We start from the raw sequence: 24,902 nt of genomic DNA on the forward strand, positions 1-24,902 counted from the left end.
GATGGTATTGAAAGCGATATAACCCAGCTGTTCATCACCGCATGTTAAAGAAAGCACTTTACAATCATCGGTGGAAACTAACAGCTCAGTATTGAATGCTACGGTAAATTCATGGTTCATATTTAACTCCAAAAAATGTATGGGGATTCCTGCCATAATTCATGGCATACGTAATGAATCTGTTTAACTAAATGTCTTTGTCTTTATCTTCTGTAAATAGCCTGGAGCCAAAAATAACAATCAGATAAAAGAATACAGCTAATGGTGCATAAGCCTTTAAAAACAATTTTATGATTTGCCAGTCCACTGAATATCCTTTGGGTAATTGCCTAGAGGTTCGCCCCTGGCATCCAACAGAACATCTACGAAGCAATCTTTTAAACACTTACTTCCGCGTAAAGTCGAAATAACGAGTTTACCGCGGGTGTTTGCTCCTGCTGTCCAGGTTAGCCCTTCATGCCTGATTAACATTCCAGGGCGAATACATGAACGAATTACTTCTTGGGTGCCGTAGTGCTGTCCAGTCATTAAATTCTTCCTTCATTTCTATCAACCTTAAAAAAAGTGATTGCAGTTGATAAAGACCAGTAATTCTCTTCGAGATATTTTTTCGCTGTTGCCCTGTCTTGGCCTGTCAGGGCACTAAATAAATCGGTTAATTCGTTATTGCTCAAGGCTCAGGCCTCAGAGACAACCATCACACCGTCTGAATATGAAAGAGTGCGTGAAGGCATGGAGGTAAACAAAACATCGCTCTCGACAGGCTGGTAACCTTCCATATCGGTGTTGCGGAAACCTGCCTTAAACCATTCCCCGTTTTTGCTGGTACGGATAAACCGAACATCGCATGAGCTGTCCAGAGCCAGCTGTACGCCGTCATTACGCTGGAAGATGGAGCAGGTGACGGGAGCTGCATGTTGTTCAGCATCAATGCGCAGGGCTTCGGCGTGTGCTCTTCTAACCAGTTCGGCACGGATTCCATAAACGTGAGCGTTGAAATCATCCTGTGTTAATGGTGGGGTATGCGAGTTCACTTGAGGTTGACGTAAAGCTGAACTATCAGCTTCAGCCAGCGGACGTGATGAATGTTACCTCTCGTTTCTGGACCCTGAATTTCAGCCTTGCCTATTTCTCTGACCTCCAGAACCTGGCTGAAACGCAGCGCAAGACAGGCAAGTTTACGATTCTTCGAACAACACACGAAGGATCGCTCTGGGGCAATACCTGGAAAACTACAGCCATTTGTTTATGGCGGGGGAGCTGATTTTGAAAGATACAAATCCTTTTCTCACCATGCTTATGCAAATCAGGCCGCAGCTCCTTTGGGATCTCATGTTCTGCTTACCTGGTAAAGTGACTGACTATGATCCAGACCTCCAGCGTGCCGTTGTGGAAATAGGTATTCAGCGCCATGAGGGAGGGGGAGTGTTTAACACTCTCCCTGAGATTAAGCACGTACCCGTTCAATTTGCTGGCTCTCCTGAATGGTCAGTTTTTCATGAGCTGCCGGAAGGCACTGAAGGACTCGTTCATTTTTCGCAGCGTTCCGTTGACTACTGGATCGAGCAGGGCGGGCCCGTTCGTCCTCTCGATGCTCGCATGTTCGATGCGACTGATGCCTTTTTTGCTCCTGGCTACCGCTCACGCGCTACAAGCATTTCGGGATTACCCAATGTAGGTATCGGAATGAGCAACGCCAGCGGCTCTGTGCGGCTTCATCTTTCTGATGGTGGGATAAACCTCAAAGTGGGGGGGCAAACGCTTTCTCTGTCGTCTGACGGGCTTACGCACAACGGGAAGAACATCGGCTCAACGCATAAACATGGAGGTGTTGAATCTGGTGGCTCTAAAACAAAAGAGCCTGAATAGCGTAGCGACAAGTATAAGCCCATGAATTTAAACTGGTCATTGTCTTTGAACTCTTGATATGATTCAAAAAATTTTTTATTAAAATTTTAAAAGCGAGTGACCACATGACAAACGAACAAGCTAATCCTGGTCTAACTGACACAATTATGATTCCGCGTAGCTATATTTCTGATATGGCTCATGGTTTTTCAGAAGCTGCATTAACAATGGCTGCGACTTTGGGAAGTGACCCACATGAAGCCAAACGTAATGTTGTTTATACTAATTCACTTTTGGCAATTGAGTTATATTTTAAATCTAAGCTAGTGATTCGAAAATTCGAACCTGCTAATGCAGTTGTTATTGATGAAAGGACAATAGCTCTTGGAAGTGAGGAGCAAGTTGAAAATGGGGAAGCAAACATACAAATTATGCATTCCACATTGCAAATGCCAAGCGGAAAACGGACGCATGACATTCACACTCTCTTCAATGAACTCGATGAAGAGTTTAAGATTACCTTGCTCAATAACATTATTAATGAAACGCCATTAATAAAAGATATGAAAGGATTGGGTGATTTTATCTTTAAAATAAAAGACTATTTCGTGGCAAAACGTTATGCTTTTAATTATTTCATTGAAGCTGTTCCGCCTGATGCAAACTATATGTATGTCTTAATACCTGTTCTTAGAGGTATCAGTAAAACATTTGGATACCGAGAAGAATAATAATCTCTTTGAATGGAGGTATATTTGATACGAAATTTTATTGAAGGAGATATCGTTACGAGTGGCGATCATTTTGTTACCGGAAAGGAAGAAACCCGACAAGCCTGCATTTGCAGGCTTCGTCTTTTTATGGGGGAGTATTTTCTTGATGCCACTGATGGTACGCCGTGGTTTCAGAGCATCCTCGGTAAATCCTCGCGCGATATCGCTGAAGCCAACATAAAACAGCGCATTCTCTCCACAAAGGGAGTGCTGGCGATCAACACGTTCGATATGGATAGCGACACCAGAAAGCGCACGTTCACGATTAGGGCCACTCTGACCGACATCAACAACGAGCAGTTTGAATTCCTGTACGACAAGGATCTCTGATGGCTGAAATCACCAAAGATGGAGTGACGGGAACGACCCTCCAGGAATACAAAGACGAGATTACAGAGAAGTATCTTGCAATAGACAGCGGCTGGAACCTCTCGCCTGAAACGCCTGACGGCATGGCGATTGCTATCTGGGCCGAACTTTTCGCAAACCTTGATGAAGAGGTTATTAACGCTTATCACGCAGCAGACCCTAACGCGGCTAAGCGCCAGCAGCTCGACCGCATCGCCGCGTTTGCGGGGTTGCAGCGCCAGCCAGAAAGTTTCTCAACGGATGTTGTGGAATTCGAAGGTGATGGACTAATCGAGATACCGGAGGGAGTAAAGGTCCGTCACCGTATATCGGGCACGCTCTGGACCACTGACGCAAAGATTATCACCAACACCAGCGGGAAAGCATCCGTAAGTGTTACGTGTACGACCCCAGGAGCTGAAAGCGCTAACCCAGGCACGCTAACCATCATTGCTTCGCCATGGCCCGTATACGCTCTGTGACGAACACTCAGGGCGCAAGCCTGGGGAAAACTGAAGAAAGCGATAACGCGTTTCGGGTGCGGCGAAATTACTCTGTGGCGCTGCCTGGTAACAATCAGATCGATAACATCAAAGCCGCGCTGGATAACGTGACGGGCGTAAAGCAAACGCTCGTTCATGAGAACGTGGAAAACGAGACTGATGAACACGGCGTTTACGGTCACTCAATGGCGATCTTTATCGATGGTGGCGAGACTGAGGATATCGTTCTGGCGATGGCCACACATAAAAACCCCGGGTGTGGTCTGAACCGTTACAACGTTTTCCCAAACAAAATTAGCGTGGACACGTTTACGCCGAAAGGCCAGCCCGTGAATATCACTTTCTTCCGTCCTGAATACGTTGCGGTTTATGTGCAGGTGGATATCAAAACAAGCACGCTAGGGGAGGACGAAAAACAGAAAATCAAAGAGGCAATAGTGGATTACACGCTTGTTGGCTTTGATGAAACAACGGGCTTTGCAAAGCAGGGTTTCCGCATTGGTGAAGCGATCGCGGCTGGTCGCCTCTATACCCCAACAAACTACTTTGTCGGCGCCGATGATTACGTGAGTAACATCGTCATAGGTACGGCTGCAGGGGAGATTAACAAGGGCGTCATTCCGGTTAAGTTCAACCAGCTAGGCGTATTCAGCACGGAGAACATCACGATAAATTATGTCTGAATTCAGCGATAAGGCTAAAAGCCGAATTTACTGGGAGTACAAAAACGCCCCGAAACTGATCCAGTGGATTTTGTCTCTCCCTGACGTGGCCCAGAGCAGACTTGTCGAGCAGATAGAGAAGGTCCGTAACATTCTCGATATTGATAAAGCGGAAGGTGAGCAGCTCAATATTTGTGGCCGAATAGCGGGATACCGAAAACGGCCAGTAGGGCGCTTTTACCCTGGCTGTAAGGTGGAGGAAGTGGACGATGTTCTTTATCGAAAAATGATAAAGGCCAAAATCTGCAAGAACAACGGGATCGCCACCATTGACGATGTGAAATCAGCAGCCGATTACATCCTTGACGTGAAGGTTACTGTTCTGGATGCCCAGGACATGACAATGCGGCTGGTGTGGCATGAGGACACCGTAAGCGTTGCTGTGCAACAGCTGGTGGAAAACTACGATTTGATCCCGCGGCCTCAGGGTGTGGGAATGCGAAAGCACCGCGTCATTAAACGTAAACCCTTCGGCTTTGGACGACACAACAATAATTTCGGTCGTGCACCGTTCTGGTACGGTGATGGTCGTCAGCCTGTTTATTACTACGGCTCGATCAAATTAAGCTGGGCTGAAGGCGTGCTGTCAGGTCAAATCATCGTTAACGAACTCGACGTTTCCGACCAGGACGTGACGGTAGTTATTACCGGTTCTGAGGGCGTGCAGCACGTCCAGCGTGCCGTCACTGATACAGAGGGCAAATTCTCCCTTTCAACCATTACCCCACCAGCAACGGTTGTTGCTCGCGCACTTCTGGTCACTCTGGACTGTGAAGCGCTGGAACTCGAATCCGAGCCTCTTAAAATAAATTAATCAGGAGCCAAACATGGCAAATAAAAGATTACCTGGCGGGCGCAAGTCTGCGGGGCGAATTTCCACGTCTGCTAAAAAGTTGGTTGCGTTGAAAGCGGGCAGTGCTGGCGTGGCAATCTCTGAACTTCCCGATACGGAGAAGTTAACAGGAAAAGAATTTTTTCCAGTTGTTCAGGATAATGAAACCCGAAAAGTTCCGCTGGAAGAACTTTCAACATTAATTTCTGTTGATGGAATTAATGCGCAAGGGGGCAATTTTTGTCTTTCCCCTGTGGCATATAATCTTGCCAATACGCAATCTTCGGCCATATTCGAAGCGCAATATATTAACGAGGCTCTTTTTGTAACGTATCGAATTTTATTTGGTAGAGCAGGTGGTGCAAAACTGAGGCTTGATTTCAAAAAATGGGATTTCACATTTAATGAAAGCCAAAGCTATAAAATTATATTGAGTAGCTCGACTGGTGGAGAATTCTCGATCATTGCGCCTGGTGATGGATTAGTTATAAACAATGATGGCTCTATAGGGGAGCCAGAATGGTTTGAAATTGATTCCAAAATAACAATTATTGAAATCACTCAATCCTCCCGAGATAGCAAGCTGATTTTAAGAAGATTAACGCCATTTGAGCCAGGCAAAGACGGTGAGTCTGCTTATAGCTTTTGGGCTGGTAAGCAACCAGAAGGGACTGACACCAGTGAAGAGGCTTATTTGGCGTTTCAGGAAGGTAAAGCGGGTGAGCCTGGAAAATCATCTTATCAGTTATGGCTTGAAGAAGGATATGAGGGCACTGAGGCTGATTATCTTGAATGGCAACGGGCCAGCGTTTCGATAGATGGTATCGAACCAGTAAAGGGAGCCGTTACCCTTTCAGCCAAAACAGTTCAGGTTATAGCGAACAGTGATAAAACAATTACTCCGGTGCTGAATAAATTCATTAATTTGGATTACTACATTGTTGCAAACAGCTGCACGGTTACGATTGACCTTTCCAGTTGGGACGCGTCATTTCATGAGCGGCAAAACCTGCGCTTTTCTGCTTTTGCAAATGGGACCGGCTACATCACATTTATTGCACCAGGTGGAGGAAATATGTACCGCCTGGATGGAGAGCTGGCGAAACCTGAAATCATCACGGTAAAACGCACCCCTGTAATTTTTCAGGTAATACAAGATCCTTATGGTTCTTATCTTCGAGTCAATAAAATTGGCCCTATAGCAACGGGAGCAGCAGGGGCATCAGCTTATGATATCTGGGCAGAAGCGCAGGATGAAGGCGCAGACACAAGTGAAGCGGCATATCTTGAGTCGATGGAAGGTAAGACAGGGGATGACGGCCGTTCTTCATATCAAATATGGCTGGATGCTGGCAATGAGGGGACCGAAGATGATTTTCTTGAATGGCTTCAGGTAAACGCTTCGGTAGAGGTTGATCCCCTAAAAACTAATTTGGTGAAGTTGAATGATGACGGGCTGTTTGTTAATGGTGTTCATCCCATCATTCCTAAATTCTCTACTTCCACACTTAATGGTTTGCTGGACACGTTCAAAAGCCTCGCTGACGGTACCCCTTGCGACGGTTCGGTAGTCGTTTGCAAACTGGCGGGGGAATTCCATATCAGGCGGTTCAGAACTCACCCATATAAGCATCTGGAAAGCCTGGGCGGTGATGGTCGAAAGGACCGGATAAACACTGAAGATGATGACGGGATTTTCGGTGTAATTTTGTACGCGGTAAACGACATGCGAACGCTGGAATTTGATGATAATCCGGTGATGTGAAAGCGTGAAAACGGGGTGTTTTTAGGGGCAATTTGGGGGCAAATTTGGGGGCAAAATACGGTTTAGGGGCAATTTGGGGGCAGTAAAAAGTCCTTTTATGTCCGATTGTGTCTTTTAACCATATCGGGTAACTGCATGATAATAATGAAAAAGTTAATGTTTACATAAAGTTGCTTTCAAAGATACAATACCCCCCTATAGTATCAGGAGGGCGTATGCCGCATTCACCCGAAGATAAAAAACGTATTCTTACGCGCGTCCGTCGCATTCGGGGCCAGGTTGATGCCCTTGAACGCGCGCTGGAGTCGGGCGACCCCTGTCTGGCCATCCTGCAGCAAATCGCCGCCGTGCGCGGGGCTGCCAATGGCCTGATGGGCGAAATGGTTGAAATTCACCTCAAAGATGAGCTGGTAACGGGGGAAACCACGCCGGATCAGCGAGCCGTACGCATGGCAGAAGTCGGCCATTTGCTGCGCTCTTATCTAAAATAAACCCACACACCTGACAAAAAGGGAAGACATGATGAAATCTCGCGCTGCAGTTGCATTTGGTCCCGGCCAGCCGCTCAAAATCGTTGAAATCGACGTGGCACCGCCGAAGAAAGGCGAAGTGCTGATCAAAATCACCCATACCGGCGTGTGCCATACCGATGCGTTTACGCTCTCCGGTGACGATCCGGAAGGCGTCTTCCCGGCGGTGCTCGGTCATGAAGGCGGCGGGATTGTAGTGGAAGTGGGCGAGGGCGTGACCAGCCTGAAGCCGGGGGATCACGTCATCCCGCTGTACACGGCGGAATGCGGCGAGTGTAAGTTCTGTAAATCCGGTAAAACCAACCTCTGCCAGGCGGTTCGCGCGACTCAGGGGAAAGGGCTGATGCCGGACGGCACCACCCGTTTCTCGTATAACGGCGAGCCTGTTTATCATTACATGGGCACCAGCACCTTCAGCGAATACACCGTTTGCGCGGAGATTTCGCTGGCGAAGGTGAACCCGCAGGCGCCGCTGGATAAAGTCTGCCTGCTGGGCTGCGGCGTGACCACCGGTATTGGCGCGGTGCATAACACGGCAAAAGTCAAAGAGGGCGACACCGTTGCGGTGTTCGGTCTCGGCGGTATTGGTCTGGCGGTGATTCAGGGCGCGGTGCAGGCGAAGGCCGGGCGTATCATCGCGGTCGACACCAACCCGGAGAAATTCAAGCTGGCGGGTGAAATGGGCGCGACCGACTTCGTTAACCCGAAAGATCACGAAAAACCGATTCAGGATGTCATTGTTGAGATGACCGACGGCGGCGTTGACTTCAGCTTCGAATGTATCGGCAACGTGAACGTGATGCGTTCCGCGCTGGAGTGCTGCCACAAAGGCTGGGGCGAGAGCATCATCATTGGCGTGGCCGGTGCGGGTCAGGAGATTAAAACCCGTCCATTCCAGCTGGTCACCGGGCGCGTATGGCGCGGCTCCGCGTTTGGCGGCGTGAAGGGGCGTACCCAGCTTCCAGGTATGGTTGAAGATGCCATGGTCGGCAAGATTCAGCTCGATCCGTTTATTACCCACCGTTTACCGCTGGAGCAGATCAACGAGGCGTTCGATCTGATGCACGAAGGCAAATCCATCCGCACCGTCATTCATTTCGGCGACAAGTAACTCTTCTGCCAGCGGTTTTTCACCGCTGGCGTTTCTTTAATAATCTTCTTTAAAGTGTGACCAGTGCGGCGTTTTTAGCCGTAATCTAAATCCCCACCGTGCCGATGACTATTTAACACGCGTGTTTTTACGCATCTTACCTATAAGAGAGTCGACGGTCATGGACAACACTACTTCGATGCTGGCGCAGCGTAAGCTGAGCTTCTTGCATCACATCAGGCTGGTTCCGCTGTTTTCCTCCATTCTCGGTGGCATTATTCTTCTGTTTGCCTTGAGCTCGGGTCTGGCGGGTTATTTCCTGCTGCAGGCCGATCGCGATCAGCAGGATGTCACATCCGAAATTCAGGTGCGTATGGGGCTGTCGAATAGCTCAAACCATCTGCGAACCGCGCGTATCAACCTGATCCACGCCGGTGCGGCAAGCCGTATCGCGGAGATGGATGCGATGAAGCAGAACATCAGCGAGGCTGAAAAGCGTATTAAGCAGTCCCAGGAGAGCTTTACCGCCTACATGAATCGTGCCGTGCGTACCGCTGAGGGCGCAGCGCTGGATGAGGATCTCAAGGCGCGGTACGACGCCTATATCGCGGGCATGCAGCCGATGGTGAAATTCGCCAAAAACGGTATGTTCGAAGCTATTATCAACCACGAAAACGAAACGGCGCGCCCGCTGGATGACGCATACAACGCCGTGCTGCTGAAGGCGATCAAGATCCGTACCGAGCGTGCCAATGCGCTGACGGCCCAGGCGCACAGCCGCACGCAGCTGGGCCTGATGTTTATGGTGGGCGCGTTTGCCCTGGCGCTGGTGCTGACGGCGATGACCTTTGTTGTGCTGCGCCGTACGGTAATCAATCCGCTGCAGCGTGCAGCGAAACGTATCGAGAATATCGCCAAAGGCGACCTGACGATGCCGGACGATGTGGCTGGGCGCAGCGAAATTGGCCGCCTGACGCGCGATCTGCAAACCATGCAGCACTCGCTTGAAAACACCGTGGGCACCGTACGTCAGGGGGCGGAGGAGATCTACCGCGGCACCAGCGAGATTTCCGCCGGTAATACCGATCTCTCTTCTCGCACCGAGCAGCAGGCTGCGGCTATCGAACAGACCGCCGCGAGCATGGAACAGCTCACCGCGACGGTGAAACAGAACGCCGATAACGCCCATCATGCCAGCAAGCTGGCGGAAGATGCCTCCGGTAAAGCCAGCCGCGGGGGGCAGATGGTCTCCGGCGTGGTCAAAACCATGGGCAATATCTCCACCAGTTCGAAAAAGATCTCTGAAATTACCGCCGTGATTAACAGCATTGCGTTCCAGACCAATATCCTGGCACTTAACGCGGCGGTAGAAGCGGCGCGTGCGGGTGAACAGGGGCGCGGGTTTGCCGTGGTGGCAAGCGAAGTCCGAACCCTGGCAAGCCGCAGTGCGAATGCCGCAAAAGAGATTGAAAGCCTGATCAACGAATCGGTTTCGCTGATTGACCAGGGCTCCGGTGAAGTTGTCGCCGCCGGTAATACCATGAATGAAATCGTCGAGGCGGTTAAACGCGTGACCGACATCATGCTGGAGATTGCCGCAGCGTCCGACGAACAGAGCCGCGGTATTGTCCAGGTGAGTCAGGCGATTTCTGAGATGGATAAAGTGACCCAGCAGAACGCCTCGCTGGTGGAAGAGGCCTCCGCGGCGGCGGCGTCTCTGGAAGAACAGGGCGCGCGTCTGACCGAAGCGGTCGGGGCGTTTCGTCTGAGCGGTGCGAAGTCGGGCCGCGCGGTGATGTCCGCGCCAGCGGCGAAGAACGCGCCGTTGCGCCCGGCGGCAACGGTTTCCGGGGATAACTGGGAGACGTTCTGAGTGGCGTGTTGTGTCGGGTGGCGGCTTCGCCTTACCCGACCTATAAAATCTGACCTACAAAAAAGGGACCTTTCGGTCCCTTTTTCACATCTTACTTTTTATCGGGTAATGCGTACGCGATAACGTAATCACCGCGATCCGGCGACTGGCGAGCGCCCCCGGCGTTGATGATGATGTACTGTTTACCGGTTTTAGGCGACACGTAGGTCATCGGGCCAGACTGGCTGCCGACAGGCAGACGGTCTTTCCAGATCTCTTTCCCGGTGGCGGTATCAAACGCGCGCAGGTAGAAATCCTGCGTGCCGGCGAAGAACAGCAGGCCGGACTGGGTAGAGAGCGATGCGCCAAGCGTCGGCATACCGATTGGGATTGGCATGTGCATACGAATGCCCAGCGGGCCGGTATCTTCCACCGTGCCAACAGGGACCTGCCACACCAGCTTGCCGGTTTTCAGGTCAACGGCCGACATGGTGCCGAACGGCGGCTTCTGGCAAGGAATGCCCAGCGGCGACAGGAAGCGTTCGCGCATCGCGCCGAACGGCGTGCCGTCCATCGGTACGATGCCCATCTCGATGCCGCTGGCGTTTTTCGCCACGTTAGCGCGCGGCACCATGTAGTTTGCCAGGCCCAGGCGCATATCGTTGACGAACATCAGGCTGTTGTTCGGGTCAACGGAGACGCTGCCCCAGTTCATCCCGCCGAGAGAGCCAGGGAACTGCAGGGAACGGTCGAGACCCGGCGGGGTGAAGACGCCCTGATGACGCATCTCTTTAAACTGAATACGGCACAGCAGCAGGTCAACAGGTGTCGCCCCCCACATGTCGGATTCGGTCAGCGTCTGGTTGCCAATCATCGGCATGCCTACGGAATACGGCTGGGTCGGAGAGTAGCGTTCACCTTCAACGTTCCCCGCCGGAACGGGACGCTCTTCTACCTTCGCCACCGGCTTGCCGGTTTCGCGGTTAAGCATGAAGATCATGCCCTGCTTGCTGGTCTGCACCAGCACCGGCGTGGTGCCGCCTTTACCGTCTGGCAGATCGTACAGCAGCGGCTGGGAAGGCAGGTCAAAATCCCACAGGTCGTGGTGTGTTGTCTGGAAATGCCAGCGGACCTGACCGGTGGTCGCGTCCACGGCGACGATGGAGGAGCTGTATTTATCGTCGAGCGCGGTACGTTCTCCCGCCCAGAAATCCGGGGTGGCGTTGCCGGTTGGCAGGTAGATCAGGTTCAGCTTAGCGTCGTAAGACATCGCTGACCAGACGTTCGGCGTGCCGCGCGTGTAGGTCTGGCCTTCCGGCGGCAGGCCGGTCAGGTTCGGATTACCCGGATCCCACGCCCACGCCAGCTTACCGGTGTGAACGTCGTAGGCGCGCACCACGCCTGGCGGTTCGCCGGTGGAGAAGTTATCCGCGACGCGACCGCCGACGACAACGACATTGCCAGCGACCAGCGGCGTGGAGGTCTGCTGATAATAGCCCGGCTTGATCTCGCCCATGCCGACGCTCAGATCCACGGTGCCACGATCGCCGAAGTCTTCGCAGACCTTGCCGGTATCCGCGTTGATGGCAATCAGGCGGGCGTCGGTGGTCGGCAGGAACAAGCGGCGAGGGCATGCCGCAGGCGGTGTCTCCGCCTGTGACGTTGTCACGCTGGAATGGTCTTCAAAATAGCCCAGACCGCGGCAGCGCTGCCAGTTAGGCGCCGTGGCTTTGGAATCGTAGCGCCATTTTTCTTTACCGGAATCCACGTCCAGCGCCAGCACCTTACTGTATGGGGTACAGACATACAGCGTGTCGCCAACCTGTAAGGGTGTGTTCTGATCTTCCGCGCCGGATCCGTTGCTCTGCGGAATATCGCCGGTGTGCGCAACCCAGGCGACCTTCAGATCGCTGACGTTTTGCTTGTTAATCTGGTCCAGCGCGGCGAAACGGTCGCCGTGAGTGGTATTGCCCCAGTGCTCCCAGTTCTTTTGCTGCTCGCCGGGCGCGACGGGTTTAACCGGAACGGGCTCGTTCGCGGCCACGAGGGTTTGTGGCTTAAACATCCAGCCCAGGCTGACCAGCATGGCCACCGCGAGCACGGCCGCGACGCCAAAAGCGGGCGCCTTGTTCGCGGCGCTGTGGTTCGCAGCACGCAGGAAAGGCCAGACGATGGCGCAGAGGAAGGCCAGTACGGCAAAGGTAAACAGGCGAGAGAAGAGCGGCCAGAAGTCCCAGCCCGCATCGCTTACCGCCCAGAACAGCGAGGCAATAAACGCGATGCTGTAAAGCACGATCCCGCTGGTGCGATTGAGGAAAATCAGGATCGCGGCAATCACCATGACCACGCCCATTATCAGGAAGTATCCACTTCCGCCTACGGTGGCGAGCTTAAAGCCCAACCCGCCGACCGCCAGACCGATGAGCATCATCAGTCCGGCAAGAAGCCACTGCAGAATACGAGGTATCCCGCGCGGCGCGCTGCCAAATGCCATGTCTTTCTCCTTTCGATCCCCCCGCCGTGTCGGGTGTGTACCAGTTGGGTAATAATGGCGGGGAGAATAATGATTAATACGTGTGAATTCGGTTTTATAAAATGATTTGCGAACCATTTGGTGAATTCACCGTTATGATAAAACTGTTAAATTGTTTTACGCAATTGTTAATGGATTATTCCGCATTATTTGATTAACGCACGGGCTAGTCCCCTCGCCCCTAAGGGGAGAGGGTTAGGGTGAGGGGTGAAAAAGGTTTTATACCGGCATTGATTTACGGATAGCGCTCAGCAGCGTCTGTGCGCCCGTTGAGAGTGGCGTGTCTACGCGGGTCAAAATGCCGATGGGTTCCCCGGCTCCTGGGGAGGTAATCGGCAGGGCGATTAGCGTTCCCTGACGTAAATCATCTTTTACCGCGCCGGAGGGGACGAACCAGACGTAGTCATAATCCAGGGTGAGCTGGCGCGAAAGCGAGGCCGACAGCGTTTCGATACACCCTGAAGGCAGCGTACAGCCCTGCATTTGCAGCAACGTTTCGGCGGTCTGGCGTGGCACGGTTCCTTTCGGGCACACCACTACCGGCCACTCCATCACGCGGCTAAGCGTCACCGTGTCCTGCAGCAGTGGGTGATTGGGACGAACCACCAGCTTCAGGGATTCCAGGAACAGCAGTTCGTAATTAAGACCGCCCATCAGTTCAGGGTCAGACATTCTACCGATACCGATATCCAGTTCGCCTGATTTCAACCCCGCAAGCAGCATGGTGTTGTTCATGGTGGCAACCTGGATAGTGGTATGCCGCTGCTGCTTGTGGAACTGGCCGATAACCGGCGGAAGAATGCCCAGCGCCGCAGTAGGCAAGGCACCCACGCGCACCACCTCACTGGATTGTTCTTCTTTGCGATGCAGGGACTGGCCTGCGGTATTGAGCGCATCCAGCACTTTAACGGCGTGCGTGAGGAACTGTTCGCCCACGATGGTAAGCTGCGCCCCCAGCCGCCCGCGGTCAAAAAGTCGGGCACCGGTCAGCTGTTCCAGCTCGTTGAGGGTTTTCGAGAGCGCAGGCTGGCTCAGGTTAAGGGTTTCAGCCGCACGCCCCAGCGTTCCCTGTTGAGCGACGGCCACAAATGTATGCAAATGGCGCAAGCGTATGCGCTGACTGAACAGACCATTTTTTTCCATAGGCGATGTTAAAAACAGAGCGATGCGGGTGACAAGTTAAGTTATTTAATTTTGATAACCTGATAGCAAAATATTTTTAACATTTGATCTGTTTGAGTTACAACATGTTTTTCGGGAGGGGCGATAAGCGAACGTCCTTGTTCATTTATTGCTCACTGCGGAAGGGGGATCGCTAACCGGATTAGATCACGCCGTCACCGCCGTCAGAGCACCACACCTGGCCGGACGTAAAGGAACATTCATCCGAGGCCAGCGTGACGTACAGCGGGGCAATCTCGACGGGCTGACCCGGACGTCCCAGCGGGGTATCGCCACCGAACTCCTTCACTTTCTCCATCGGCTGTCCGCCGCTGGACTGCAGTACCGTCCAGTAAGGGCCAGGGGCAACCGCGTTGACGCGGATCCCTTTCGGACCCAGCTGTTTGGCTAAGGATTTGGTAAACACCGCCAGACAGGCTTTCGTTTGGGCATAGTCCAGCAAAACGGGGCTGGGCTTCACCGCCTGAACGGAGGAGGTATTAATGATAACGGACGAGGCTTTCAGGTGGCGCAGAGCCGCCTTGGTGATCCAGAACGGAGCGTAGACGTTGGTTTTAAACGTCGCGTCAAAATCCTCGGTGGTCAGTTCTTCAAGCGATTCACGGAACTGCTGACGCCCCGCGTTGTTGACCAGAATATCCAGTCCGCCCAGTTTCGACACGGCTTCTTCGACCAGATTCTGACAGAACGTTTCGTCCCGGACGTCCCCCGGCAGCGCGACGGCCTTGCGGCCTTCGGCTTCGATCAGCTCGATGACCTCGGAGGCATCTTTTTCTTCTTCAGGCAGGTAGTTGATGGCAACGTCAGCGCCTTCACGCGCATAGGCGATAGCGACCGCGCGACCAATACCGGAGTCACCCCCGGTGATCAGCGCTTTTTTGCCGGCCAGGCGGCCATGTCCTTTATAGCTTTTTTCCCCGTGATCGGGTACGGGCTGCATTTCTGATGCCAGTCCCGGCGGCGTTTGCGGCTGTTCCGGGAACGGGGGCTGCGGGTAAGCGTTCGTACGTTGTTTAGTATCACTCATAGCTGACTCCTTAAGCCAAGGGGTGAGATTTGATGGATAACAGCAGCGTTAACGCTTCGCTGAATTATTTCTGCAAACGATCAACACGGACAACGGCAGGAGATGATTTTTTATCAAGCGAACCGTTGATACTGATCATCTGGTCGGGTTTTACCGTTCTGCCGTCGAAAACTGCCTGGAGAATAATAACGTCGATTTTTCCGGTTTTATCCTGAAATACAAACTTATCGCCGCTACCGTCAATAAGATTACCGCGTAATGAAATTGTCGCACCATCGTGCATTTGTTTTGCCTGATCGATGGTCATAATACGCGCGTCGTCGGTTCCGCGATATCCGCTATCAAGCGCGTGCGGTGGCGGTGGCGCTTCACCTTTTTGTAAACCCCCGTTATTATCTGCCCATGCGGCCGGAACCAGAAATATCAATAAAGCGGAAATAAGTGATAATTTCATCCGATATCCTTCATTTTGGGTGTCTTGACTTATTAAGTATTGTTGCTATTCCTTTATGTGGCAAATGTGATAAGTCCTAAAAACATTCGCGTTAGAAATCAAAATTATCGGATAATAAGCGAAACGGTGACGACGGCCATGAAGCGTGAAAAAGAAAGGTTACCCGGGATAGATGAGAGTTATCGCTTGCTGACGTTTGAATACGCGTTTCGTCAGGTGGGGTTTATTGTTCTGTTAGTTATTATCGTCGCGGCCATTGCCGGTCTGTTTTCCAGCGGAATGGTCAGCGACACGGTCAAAACGAATTCCGCTAAATCGCTAACCATAAACTATGAACGCTTTGGACGGCGGGAGACAGAGACGCGGATGGAGCTCGCGTTTCCGGTGCAGGCCGAGGGGAAGTATACCCTCAGCATGACCAGCGAGAGCAGCGATGTGTATGAGCCCGGCAGCGTCTGGCCCCAGCCGGACACCATGTTCAGCCGGGGGAAGACTCTCTTTTTTGTCTATAACAATCTGAAAAAGTCAGACAGCTTCTCAGTGTTACTCTTCACGACACCGTCCAGAGCCGGTAAATGGAACACTGTGATCCGCGTCAACAGCGAGCCGGAGATTAACATCTGGCAATTTATCTACCCCTAGGAGGCTGATATGGATATGGTCTTTCGCGCGCTGGCTATTTATCTGTTCCTCGTGGTGGTATTTAAGGTGGCCGGACGTCGCGCGCTGCTGCAGATGACCAGCTTCGATCTTATCCTGCTCTTGATAATTAGTGAAGCCACACAGCAGGCGCTTCTTGGACAGGATTTTTCCGTCACCGGCGCGATGATTACCATTACCACGCTGGTGGTAGTGGACATTATATTTGGGCTGATGAAGAAATATTTTTCGCCGGTGGAGAATATTCTGGATGGCACGCCCGTGATTCTGGTCGAGAACGGCGTGCCGTTAGCCGATAAGCTGAAAAAAGTCGATGTCTCCTGCGATGATATTCTGGTGTCTGCACGGCAGAATAATGGAATTACGGAAATGAGCGACATTAAATATGCCATACTTGAGCGCAATGGTCATATTTCAATCATTCCTTTCGAGAAATAAGAGGCGGCAAGATGAGCAATCTTTTTCACGACAGTAATAATACCGTGGGTGAACTGACAAAAAAGCTGGCGAGCAAATTAACCGATCTCGGGCTTCGCTTAACCACCGCGGAATCCTGCACGGGCGGCAAGCTCTCGGTGGCGCTTTGCGCTGAGGAAAATACCGCCGAATTTTATGATGTCGGCCTGGTCGTGTTCAGCGACGAAGCCAAAACGCGGATCCTCGGCGTGCGTACTGAGACGCTTGAGCGGTTTACGGCCGTGAGCGAACAGACGGTTACCGAGATGGCCGCCAGTATCCGCGATATCGCCCAGGCGGATATCAGCATCGCCATCAGCGGCTACGCAGGCCCGGAAGGTGGCGATGACGGCACGGCGGCGGGGACGGTCTGCTTTGCGTGGAATATACGCGGCGAGACGCAAACCCGCACCGTGCTTTTCTCCGGTGACTGTCAGGATGTGGTGGAAAAAGCGGTGCATTTCTCGCTGGCGGAGCTGCTGGCAGCATTGTCTGACGAGGATAACGGTTAAACTCACGGGGAGGTTCTATGGCTGTCATAGTGATTACCGGCGGAACGGCGGGCGTGGGAAAAGCCACGGCGCTGCACTTTGCAAAGGCAGGTTACGACGTGGGGCTCATCGCCCGCGATGAAGCCAGCCTGCACTCTACCCAGGAGGAGCTGCGGCGCTATGGCGTTAATGCCCACGCCGTGCAGGCGGACGTCGCCGACAGCCAGGCGGTGGTGGATGCCGCTAATGAAATTGAGTATCGCCTCGGCGCGATTGATGTCTGGGTGAACAACGCCATGGGGGCCGTCCTGGCACCGTTTCGAACCCTCACGCCGGACGAGTTTCGGCGTGTGACTGACGTGACCTACCTCGGCTACGTCAACGGCACCCGCGCCGCGCTCGAACTTATGGTCCCGCGCGACAGGGGCGTAATAATCCAGGTGGGCTCCGCGCTGGCCTACCGTTCTATTCCATTACAGTCAGCCTACTGCGGGGCCAAAGCGGCGATCCGCGGGTTCACCGATGCGGTGCGTACCGAGCTGATGCATGAGAACAGCCGGGTTCAGCTTTCGATGGTGCAGATGCCGGGGCTCAATACCCCGCAGTTTGAATGGGCGAGGAATAAGTTCGCCTGGGCGATGCGCCCGGTGCCGCCGGTCTTTGAGCCTGAGGTGGCCGCCAGCGCTATCTTCAGGGTGGCGCAAAAACCGGTGCGCGAGCTGTGGGTAGGCGGCAGCACCATCCAGTCCATCGTGGGGCAATTTTTCTTCCCCGGTTTTCTGGACCGGCTGATGGTAAAAAAGGCCTGGGAAGGTCAAATGACCGATGATCTGAACGCGCCGGATCGCCAGGACTATCTCGACCAGCCGGTTAACGACCTGCACAAAATCCACGGCCGCTTTACTGACGAGGCGAAAACCCGCGCGCCGTCCGTCACCTCCGGCATGCCGGGTAAGGTGGCGCTGGGCGCCCTCGCGGTGGCGGGGATAGTGCTGACGCGTCTGATAACCCGCCGGAAACCGTAATCAGCGCAGCGGGCTCCGGTGCGTCCAGAACCAGCGATAGCCGTAGCCGCCAAGAGTGAGCTGAACCGTTTTGCCGCAAACCAGCGCGTCATCGTAGCGCTTGTCCTCGAGACAGGCGGTCCAGGTGGCGTTGCGGATCCCTTTTGCGGTGAACTGGACCGGCTGGTCGCTGAAGTTGACGAAGGTCAGGATGCTGCGCTCGTCGGTCTCGTAATAGATCCCCAGCACCGCGTCGTCATCGATTGTGATAAGGCGAAAGGGCGCAACGGCGATTTCGGGGAACTCCGAGCGGGTATTGGCAATATCGATTATCCGGTGCAGGAGCGAGTTGTGGTGAAGAAGCGAATCGGCGACGTTCACTTTCTGATAGCGGTAAGGGCCGTGGTCGATAATCGGTGCGATAAATTTTTCAGGGTCGGCTGCGGAGAAACCACCCCCTTGCGATCCTGCCCACTGCATCGGGGTGCGAACGGCGTAGCGCTCCTCCAGCTCCAGGTCGTCACCCATGCCGATCTCATCGCCGTAGCGCATCACCGGGACACCCGGCAGGGAAAACAGCACCGCGTGGCAGAACGCCAGCTGCTTCCGATCGCCGTTGAGCATCGGCGCCAGGCGGCGGCGGATCCCGCGCTGATAGACGTTCATCTCCTCATCAGGGGCGAACGTGTCGAGGACAAACTGTTTGTCTTTCTGACTAATGCCTTCCAGATCCAGCTCGTCGTGGTTGCGCAGCCAGTTAGCAAAACAGCAGGCATCAGGCGGGACGATCATCTTCTTCACCGCATTGCGCAGCGGGCGGGCGCTTTTCCTGGCCAGGCTAACGTAGAAATACTTGTTGAGCCAGAAATTCAGCACCAGATTCAGGCGGTCATTATCGCCGAAGTAGTCTTTATAGGTCTCAACGTCTACGTCCACTTCACCCAGCAGGATCGCGTCCGGATTGCGCTCTTCGATAAGACGCCGCATATGTTCGAGGATCCACAGGCCCTTTTTTTCATCGCCGTTGCCCGCCTGCGTGGTGAGGTGGGACGCGGCATCGAGGCGAAATCCCGACACGCCCAGCTTGAGCCAGAAGAGGATAATGTTCTCAATCTCTTTTAGCACCGCGGGCGAGGTGAGGTTCAGATCCGGCTCGTGGCGATAAAACATGTGCCGGTAATATTGTCCCGCCTCGTCGTCCCAGGTCCAGATGCTCTTCTCCACGCCGGGGAACATGGGAGGCGTATCGTCCTCGTCGTTATCCGACCAGAGGTAGTAATCACGATAGGGTGACGCCGGGCTGCGGCGCGCCTGCTGGAACCAGGGATGCGCGTCCGAGGTGTGCTGGATGAGCAGCTCGATAATCACCTGCATGCCCAGCTCGCGGGCCTGTTCGATAAAGGCGATGATATCGGCCAGTTTTCCGAAGCGGGGATCCACCTGGAGGTGGTCGCTGACGTCGTAGCCTTCATCGAGAAAGGGCGTGAGGTAAAACGGGGTGATCCAGATAACCGTCGCCCCCATGCGGCGTATATATCGCAGCTTGGCCGCTATCCCGGCGATGTCCCCGCAGCCATCGCCGTTCAAATCATAAAATAGCGCGGTATCGATCTGATAAATAATGGCTCGTGTATGCCAGTCGGTCATAGCGTTCCTCAGTGATAGCCTTCAGTATCCGACACTTTGCCCCGGAAGACGTAGTAGCTCCACGCGGTGTACACCAGAATCACCGGAATAATCAGTAACGTGCCTACCAGCATAAACAGCTGGCTGGCAGGCGGGGCCGCGGCTTCCCACAGGGTGATGCGCGGCGGAATAATGTTCGGCCAGAGGCTGATACCAAGCCCGCTAAACCCGAGGAAAATAAGCCCCAGCGTCAGCAGGAAGGGGCGGGAGTGGCTGTTCGGGTTGCGAGTCAGGCGCCAGATCAGCACGCTGAAAAGCCCTACCAGCAGCGGAACCGGCAGGAACCAGAAGAAGTTGGGCAGGGTAAACCAGCGGTCGGCCACGTACTGCCAGCCAAGCGGCGTCCAGATGCTCACCACGGCGATGACGACCATCAGCGCCAGCAGCACGTGGCGGGTCAGCTCGCGCATGCGGATTTGCAGCGCGCCTTCGCTTTTCATAATGAGCCAGGTAGTGCCCAGCAGCGTGTAGGCGACGACCAGACCGATACCGCAGAAGAGGTTGAAGGGGGTGAGCCAGTCAAGCGCGGAGCCGACAAAGCGTCGGCCCTCAACGTCAAAGCCGTTGATCATTGCGCCCACGACGATGCCCTGGCTGAAGGTCGCGAGCAGCGAACCGCCCGCAAAGGAGTAGTCCCAGAACTTTCGGTGTGACGGCGTGGCTTTAAAGCGAAACTCGAACGCCACACCGCGAAAGATCAGGCCAATTAGCATGGCGGTAAGGGGAATGGTCAATGCATCCACGATCACTGCATAGGCCAGCGGAAATGCGCCGAACAGGCCCGCGCCGCCGAGTACCAGCCAGGTTTCGTTACCGTCCCAGACCGGCGCCACGCTGTTGACCATCACATCCCGCTCCTTCGCATCCCCCACGAAGTTAAACAGCAGGCCGATGCCCAAATCAAAGCCATCCATAATGATGTACATCAGCGTGGCAAAGACGATGATGGCAAACCAGATAACTGAGATATCGACGCCCATCAGGTTCTCTCCTCTTCAGGAACAGACTCAGCGGCAGACAGCGGACGGGCGGGCGTGCCCGAGGTGTTTGACGTTAGCGTATCGACAGGCTGCGGCCCTTTCTTAATCAGCCGGATAAGGTAAACATAGCCCACGCCAAACACCGATGAGTAGACGACGAAGAACGCCAGCAGGCTGATGCTCATCTGCAGGGTGCTGTGCAGCGATACCGCGTCGATGGTGCGCAGATAGCCATAGACCACCCACGGCTGGCGGCCCACTTCGGTGGTCACCCAGCCAGCGAGTAGCGCCAGCAGCCCGGCAGGCCCCATGCAGAGGGCAAACCAGTGGAACGGGCGAGAGTGGTAAAACCGATGACGATAGCGCAGCCAGACGCCAATCAGACCGAGAGTAATCATCAGCAGCCCCATCCCAACCATGACGCGAAACGACCAGAAAACGATGGTCGAGTTTGGGCGATCTTCTTTCGGGAAGTCTTTCAGCGCCGGGACCTGCTTGTCCAGGCTGTGTGTCAGGATAAGGCTGCCGAGCGCGGGGATCTCAAGACCGTATTTGGTGCGCTCTTCGTCCATATCCGGCAGGCCAAACAGCAGCAGCGGGGTGGCCTCGCCGGGCGGGTTTTCCCAGTGCCCCTCGATGGCGGCAATTTTGGCTGGCTGATGCTCAAGCGTGTTCAGGCCGTGCATATCGCCCACGACCGCCTGGATGGGGGCGACCAGCAGCGCCATCCACATCGCCATGGAAAACATGGTGCGCACGGCGGGCGTATCGTTACCGCGCAGCAGGTGCCATGCGCCCGACGCGCCGACAAACAGCGCGCTGCTCAGAAACGCGGCGATAGCCATATGAATAAGGCGGTAAGGGAAGGAGGGGTTAAAGACGATGGCCAGCCAGTCCTGCGGGATAACCTGTCCGTTCTCGATAGTGAAACCCTGCGGCGTATGCATCCAGCTGTTGGACGCGAGGATCCAGAAGGTCGACATCAGCGTGCCGAGCGCCACCATGCAGGTTGAAAAGAAGTGCAGGCCGGGACCGACCTTATTCCAGCCGAACATCATGACGCCAAGGAAACCGGCCTCGAGGAAGAAGGCGGTTAACACCTCATAGGTCAGGAGTGGGCCGGTAATACTGCCCGCGAACTGTGAGAACCCGCTCCAGTTGGTGCCAAACTGGTACGCCATGACCAGCCCGGAAACGACACCCATCCCGAAGTTAACGGCAAATATCTTGAGCCAGAAATGGTAAAGCGAACGCCAGACGTCGTTTTTGGTGCGCAGCCACATACCCTCCAGCACCACCAGATAGCTGGCGAGGCCGATGGTGATCGCAGGAAAAAGGATATGAAACGAGACGGTAAAAGCGAACTGAATTCTGGCCAGATGGAACGCGTCGAGTTCGAACATGGTCCGTACCTCTGAAACGATGGGGCACGAGAATTGCCGGGCAGTTTATGGCTGCCCGGCAAAACCGATTACGGTTTAGTCTTACCGGCACCCAGCTCGGCACCGGTCAGCGGGTCGGAATGTGGATCGGACTTCGTGCGGGCGGACATCGCCTTAACCAGGGTTGCCTGTTCGGTCGTGAGCGTGACGCTTGCGCTGCCATCGCCGCCATCAACCGCAGGCTGGGGGGACTCAACGTAATCGAAATGTTTATCGCTGTTCCAGCTTCCGCGAACCTCTCCACCTTCAGACATATTGTAGTACTTGTTGGTGAATTCCTCGATTGGCGGCAATTTTCCCGGCGGGAAATTGTTACGGATGGACTGCAGCGCCTTCTCAAAGGAGAGCTGATGCGCCGCCTCGCGCGTCATCAGAAACGCCAGCGCATCCTTTACGCCGGGATCGTCGGTCACGTTGATCAGCCGTTCATAGATGATTTTCGCTCGGGCTTCCGCTGCCACGTTCGAGCGCAGGTCCGCCGTCGGCTCGCCGATGGTGTCGACGTAGGCCGCCGTCCAGGGCACGCCCGCAGAGTTGGTGAGCGGGGTGCCGCCACCGTAGAGCAGGGAGGTAATATGGCTGTCATTGCCGTTTTCGGTCATGGACCGATACAGTTCAGCCTCGTTTTCCACCCCTTCCGCCAGCGCGCCTTTAGCGCCTTTATTCAGCATGCCGACCAGGGTACCGATGATTTCGAGGTGGCTCAGCTCCTCGGTGGCGATATCCATCAGCATATCTTTACGGCCCGGATCGTCATCGCTCAATCCTTGCGTAAAGTACCTGCAGGCGGCAGCCAGTTCGCCCTGCGGCCCACCGAACTGTTCCAGTAAAAGGTTGGCGAGGCCAGGGTTGGGTTCAGAAACGCGAACCGTGTATTGCAGCTGTTTGACGTGTCGGAACATGGCGATTCTCCCGGATTATTTTTTTGCTTCGACGCCCGATGCGTCTGAACGCAGCAGGAACTGTTCCGTGGTCTGCGGAATATGACGAATAAGCCAGTCGGCCATTTCGCGCTCTTCCGCAAGAATCGTCTCGATGGCGGGTACCGAGGCGACGTCGCCTGCTTTCTTAGCCGCCGCGAGCAGGGAGGTATAACAGGCTATTTCAAACTGTTCGAAAACATAGCCGCTGATCGAACCCTTCACGATCTCATCCGACGGGAACATGCCGCCGATGGACTGTCCCAGCGCCGCCATTTTGCTCATCGAATCTTTTAAAACCGAACGAGAAATATCATTACGGTCGAGGATTTCTTCCAGCAATGTGATTTGCCGTTTTGTCTCATTAATATGCTGCTCAATTCTTGCGCGAACATCAGGATAATTATCGATACGGCTGGCCATGGATTCCAGCATAGATTCGGCTTGCTTTTCCATCGCATGGGCATCGCGTAGCCAGTCATGGTAGTGTTCTACGTGATTCATCATTGTATCCTCATTAGGGGTTCGCTTATTTGGTCTCACTTTCAGCAGCCTGATCGGCACGCGCGGCACTGTAGCCGGATAAATGGCCGACAATATTGGCGTAAATACTGATGATAATGACCCATAGCACGCTGTTCTTCCACCATATTACGGAGGGGATAGCGAGAATGAACCATATTATGGCTGCCGTTAAATGGCACCGTTTAATTGTCCTGGGACTGATGCTCATTTTATTTAACCTGTGTTATTGCGTCATTTCTGCGCTTTTTGGTTAATATTTCCTACGGCCAGGTCGGTGAGTTTAATATCGGTTTCTTTTTCTTCTTCCAGCGTTTCGGCGAGAAGTTTAACGGCTTTTTTATAGCCCAGCTGTTCTGCTAATGTTGCAAGGGTACCGTAGCTGGCAATTTCGTAATGCTCGACTTTTTGCGCAGCGGCAATTAACGCGGCATCACGCACTTCATTTTTTTCCGTGCTTTCAATGACTTCATTCGCTTCTTCAATTAAGCCTTCCATCGCCACGCATTTCATGCGCTTAATTTTGATACCGTCTTCCTGTTCGACGATCTGGTCGATACGTTCGATCTGACCCTGCGTCTCTTCAAGGTGTGCGGTAAAGGCTGCGCTCAGTTTCTCACTGGAGGCGGCGCGGGCAAGCTTGCCCAGGGCGCGGGTAAGCTGTTTTTCCGCACTGTAGGTATCCGACAGAAGATGAATAAAGACATCCTCAACGCTTTTCATATTCATAATAATTACGCTCCGGTAAAATAAAGAAAGGGTACTGCGAGCTTTTCAGCCCGCAGCATGCTCTCTGGTTTTATTAAAAGAGTTTTAAATAAGATCAGGAGTTATCAGATTTACGGCCTCCGCCGTGACTGTTCTGGCCTCCTTTCTTACCCGCTTCAGATGCGCGTTGCGGATCGTTTTTAAAATTCCCACCGCTATGCTGGCCACCTTTACGTCCAGCTTCTGATGCTTTATCACGGTCTTCAGCGAAATTACCAGAACCACCACGATGCTCTGCCATATTAAACCTCATAGTCATATATTGGTTATGTCAGTACGATACGAAAATATTTCCGTATCACTCGTCGTTCGAGTAATAACTCTAGTCGCTGCGCGGCATCCGTCAAATGCGTTTGGCTATTTGCGGTTGCGTTATTTTTAAATATTTGTAAATTTGCGCTTCGCTTAAAGTGGAAATATGGATAGGCAGGAAGGACTTGTAAACAACCATTCAGATTAATCCTAACTTAGAGCTAAAAATTTGAAAGGTGAGGATAAAAATAATGACGTGCTC

General features: G+C 53.5%; 27 protein-coding genes. 14 read left to right on the forward strand and 13 right to left on the reverse strand.

What is annotated here, in order from left to right; genetic code table 11:
* Positions 1–677: 677 nt before the first annotated feature.
* The gene (locus GVO84_RS10985; protein WP_159514128.1) at positions 678–1,034 is read right to left on the reverse strand and encodes a hypothetical protein; all 357 of its coding nucleotides are present in this window, start codon (positions 1,032–1,034) and stop codon (positions 678–680) included.
* Positions 1,035–1,266: 232 nt separating this feature from the next.
* Between GVO84_RS10985 and GVO84_RS10990 the strand changes: the two genes are divergently transcribed.
* The 10 genes from GVO84_RS10990 (at position 1,267) to GVO84_RS11035 (ending at position 10,284) form a co-directional block, all read left to right on the forward strand.
* Positions 1,267–1,869 carry a Gp138 family membrane-puncturing spike protein gene (locus GVO84_RS10990; RefSeq protein ID WP_159514129.1) on the forward strand — a complete coding sequence of 201 codons (603 nt, stop codon included), beginning with the start codon at positions 1,267–1,269 and terminating at the stop codon, positions 1,867–1,869.
* A 104-nt stretch (positions 1,870–1,973) separates the two neighbouring features.
* Positions 1,974–2,579, forward strand: coding sequence for a hypothetical protein (locus GVO84_RS10995; protein ID WP_159514130.1), 606 nt, complete (start codon positions 1,974–1,976; stop codon positions 2,577–2,579).
* A gap of 24 nt (positions 2,580–2,603) precedes the next feature.
* Positions 2,604–2,951, forward strand: coding sequence for a hypothetical protein (locus tag GVO84_RS11000; RefSeq protein WP_159514131.1), 348 nt, complete (start codon positions 2,604–2,606; stop codon positions 2,949–2,951).
* Entirely contained in the window at positions 2,951–3,451 is a 501-nt protein-coding gene (locus tag GVO84_RS11005; RefSeq protein ID WP_236545825.1) for a baseplate J/gp47 family protein, read from the forward strand. The genes GVO84_RS11000 and GVO84_RS11005 overlap by 1 nt, the downstream gene beginning before the upstream one ends.
* Positions 3,448–4,155 (forward strand): hypothetical protein, encoded by a 708-nt coding sequence (locus GVO84_RS11010; RefSeq protein WP_236545828.1) that lies wholly within the window; start codon positions 3,448–3,450, stop codon positions 4,153–4,155. Before GVO84_RS11005 ends, GVO84_RS11010 begins: the two co-directional genes overlap by 4 nt.
* The gene (locus GVO84_RS11015; protein ID WP_159514132.1) at positions 4,148–5,008 is read left to right on the forward strand and encodes a DUF2612 domain-containing protein; all 861 of its coding nucleotides are present in this window, start codon (positions 4,148–4,150) and stop codon (positions 5,006–5,008) included. The genes GVO84_RS11010 and GVO84_RS11015 overlap by 8 nt, the downstream gene beginning before the upstream one ends.
* A gap of 13 nt (positions 5,009–5,021) precedes the next feature.
* The gene (locus GVO84_RS11020; RefSeq protein ID WP_201283063.1) at positions 5,022–6,791 is read left to right on the forward strand and encodes a hypothetical protein; all 1,770 of its coding nucleotides are present in this window, start codon (positions 5,022–5,024) and stop codon (positions 6,789–6,791) included.
* Positions 6,792–7,006: 215 nt separating this feature from the next.
* A complete protein-coding gene (locus GVO84_RS11025) occupies positions 7,007–7,282 on the forward strand; it encodes a metal/formaldehyde-sensitive transcriptional repressor (RefSeq protein ID WP_003857256.1) in 276 nt (91 codons plus the stop codon).
* 31 nt (positions 7,283–7,313) lie between these two features.
* Positions 7,314–8,432 (forward strand): S-(hydroxymethyl)glutathione dehydrogenase/class III alcohol dehydrogenase, encoded by a 1,119-nt coding sequence (locus GVO84_RS11030; RefSeq protein WP_047958543.1) that lies wholly within the window; start codon positions 7,314–7,316, stop codon positions 8,430–8,432.
* 160 nt (positions 8,433–8,592) lie between these two features.
* Positions 8,593–10,284, forward strand: a complete 1,692-nt coding sequence (locus GVO84_RS11035) for a methyl-accepting chemotaxis protein (RefSeq protein WP_159514133.1) — start codon at positions 8,593–8,595, stop codon at positions 10,282–10,284.
* Between the two features lie 91 nt (positions 10,285–10,375).
* On the opposite strand, the gene GVO84_RS11040 is transcribed toward GVO84_RS11035, so the two are convergent.
* The 4 genes from GVO84_RS11040 to GVO84_RS11055 form a co-directional block, all read right to left on the reverse strand.
* Complete coding sequence (locus GVO84_RS11040) at positions 10,376–12,757, reverse strand: glucose/quinate/shikimate family membrane-bound PQQ-dependent dehydrogenase (protein ID WP_159514134.1); 2,382 nt, start codon at positions 12,755–12,757, stop codon at positions 10,376–10,378.
* 258 nt (positions 12,758–13,015) lie between these two features.
* Positions 13,016–13,939: a LysR substrate-binding domain-containing protein gene (locus GVO84_RS11045; protein WP_023335657.1), complete on the reverse strand. Its 924-nt coding sequence runs from the start codon at positions 13,937–13,939 to the stop codon at positions 13,016–13,018.
* Positions 13,940–14,120: 181 nt separating this feature from the next.
* Entirely contained in the window at positions 14,121–15,005 is an 885-nt protein-coding gene (locus GVO84_RS11050) for an SDR family oxidoreductase (protein ID WP_159514135.1), read from the reverse strand.
* A gap of 64 nt (positions 15,006–15,069) precedes the next feature.
* Complete coding sequence (locus tag GVO84_RS11055; RefSeq protein ID WP_159514136.1) at positions 15,070–15,459, reverse strand: YdeI family stress tolerance OB fold protein; 390 nt, start codon at positions 15,457–15,459, stop codon at positions 15,070–15,072.
* Positions 15,460–15,597: 138 nt separating this feature from the next.
* Between GVO84_RS11055 and GVO84_RS11060 the strand changes: the two genes are divergently transcribed.
* From GVO84_RS11060 to GVO84_RS11075, 4 genes are read left to right on the forward strand one after another with little or no spacing between them, the layout of a single operon-like run.
* Positions 15,598–16,101 (forward strand): hypothetical protein, encoded by a 504-nt coding sequence (locus tag GVO84_RS11060; protein WP_159514137.1) that lies wholly within the window; start codon positions 15,598–15,600, stop codon positions 16,099–16,101.
* Positions 16,102–16,110: 9 nt separating this feature from the next.
* The gene (locus GVO84_RS11065) at positions 16,111–16,557 is read left to right on the forward strand and encodes a DUF421 domain-containing protein (protein ID WP_059445522.1); all 447 of its coding nucleotides are present in this window, start codon (positions 16,111–16,113) and stop codon (positions 16,555–16,557) included.
* Positions 16,558–16,568: 11 nt separating this feature from the next.
* A complete protein-coding gene (locus GVO84_RS11070) occupies positions 16,569–17,087 on the forward strand; it encodes a 2-oxo-tetronate isomerase (RefSeq protein ID WP_159514138.1) in 519 nt (172 codons plus the stop codon).
* Between the two features lie 17 nt (positions 17,088–17,104).
* Entirely contained in the window at positions 17,105–18,091 is a 987-nt protein-coding gene (locus GVO84_RS11075) for an SDR family oxidoreductase (protein WP_159514139.1), read from the forward strand.
* Here the strand turns inward: GVO84_RS11075 and GVO84_RS11080 are convergent, their stop codons facing one another.
* The 8 genes from GVO84_RS11080 to GVO84_RS11115 all read right to left on the reverse strand — a co-directional run bounded on the left by GVO84_RS11080 (position 18,092) and on the right by GVO84_RS11115 (position 24,629).
* Positions 18,092–19,717 (reverse strand): alpha-amylase family protein, encoded by a 1,626-nt coding sequence (locus GVO84_RS11080; RefSeq protein ID WP_159514140.1) that lies wholly within the window; start codon positions 19,715–19,717, stop codon positions 18,092–18,094. It abuts the gene before it with no gap.
* Between the two features lie 8 nt (positions 19,718–19,725).
* On the reverse strand, positions 19,726–20,736 hold the full coding sequence (gene cydB, locus GVO84_RS11085; protein ID WP_133548910.1) for a cytochrome d ubiquinol oxidase subunit II: 1,011 nt from the start codon (positions 20,734–20,736) through the stop codon (positions 19,726–19,728).
* A complete protein-coding gene (locus tag GVO84_RS11090) occupies positions 20,736–22,139 on the reverse strand; it encodes a cytochrome ubiquinol oxidase subunit I (RefSeq protein WP_121423688.1) in 1,404 nt (467 codons plus the stop codon). Before GVO84_RS11090 ends, cydB begins: the two co-directional genes overlap by 1 nt.
* A 68-nt stretch (positions 22,140–22,207) precedes the next feature.
* The gene (locus tag GVO84_RS11095; protein WP_159514141.1) at positions 22,208–23,080 is read right to left on the reverse strand and encodes a manganese catalase family protein; all 873 of its coding nucleotides are present in this window, start codon (positions 23,078–23,080) and stop codon (positions 22,208–22,210) included.
* A gap of 15 nt (positions 23,081–23,095) precedes the next feature.
* A complete protein-coding gene (locus GVO84_RS11100; protein ID WP_024908416.1) occupies positions 23,096–23,602 on the reverse strand; it encodes a ferritin-like domain-containing protein in 507 nt (168 codons plus the stop codon).
* Between the two features lie 25 nt (positions 23,603–23,627).
* Positions 23,628–23,831: a hypothetical protein gene (locus GVO84_RS11105; RefSeq protein ID WP_013096662.1), complete on the reverse strand. Its 204-nt coding sequence runs from the start codon at positions 23,829–23,831 to the stop codon at positions 23,628–23,630.
* A gap of 23 nt (positions 23,832–23,854) precedes the next feature.
* Positions 23,855–24,349 (reverse strand): ferritin-like domain-containing protein, encoded by a 495-nt coding sequence (locus GVO84_RS11110; RefSeq protein ID WP_159514142.1) that lies wholly within the window; start codon positions 24,347–24,349, stop codon positions 23,855–23,857.
* Positions 24,350–24,443: 94 nt separating this feature from the next.
* A complete protein-coding gene (locus GVO84_RS11115; protein WP_004136767.1) occupies positions 24,444–24,629 on the reverse strand; it encodes a general stress protein in 186 nt (61 codons plus the stop codon).
* Between the last annotated feature and the right edge of the window lie 273 nt (positions 24,630–24,902).

The organism is Enterobacter sp. SM3 (assembly GCF_009811935.2).
Lineage (GTDB): Bacteria > Pseudomonadota > Gammaproteobacteria > Enterobacterales > Enterobacteriaceae > Enterobacter > Enterobacter asburiae_D.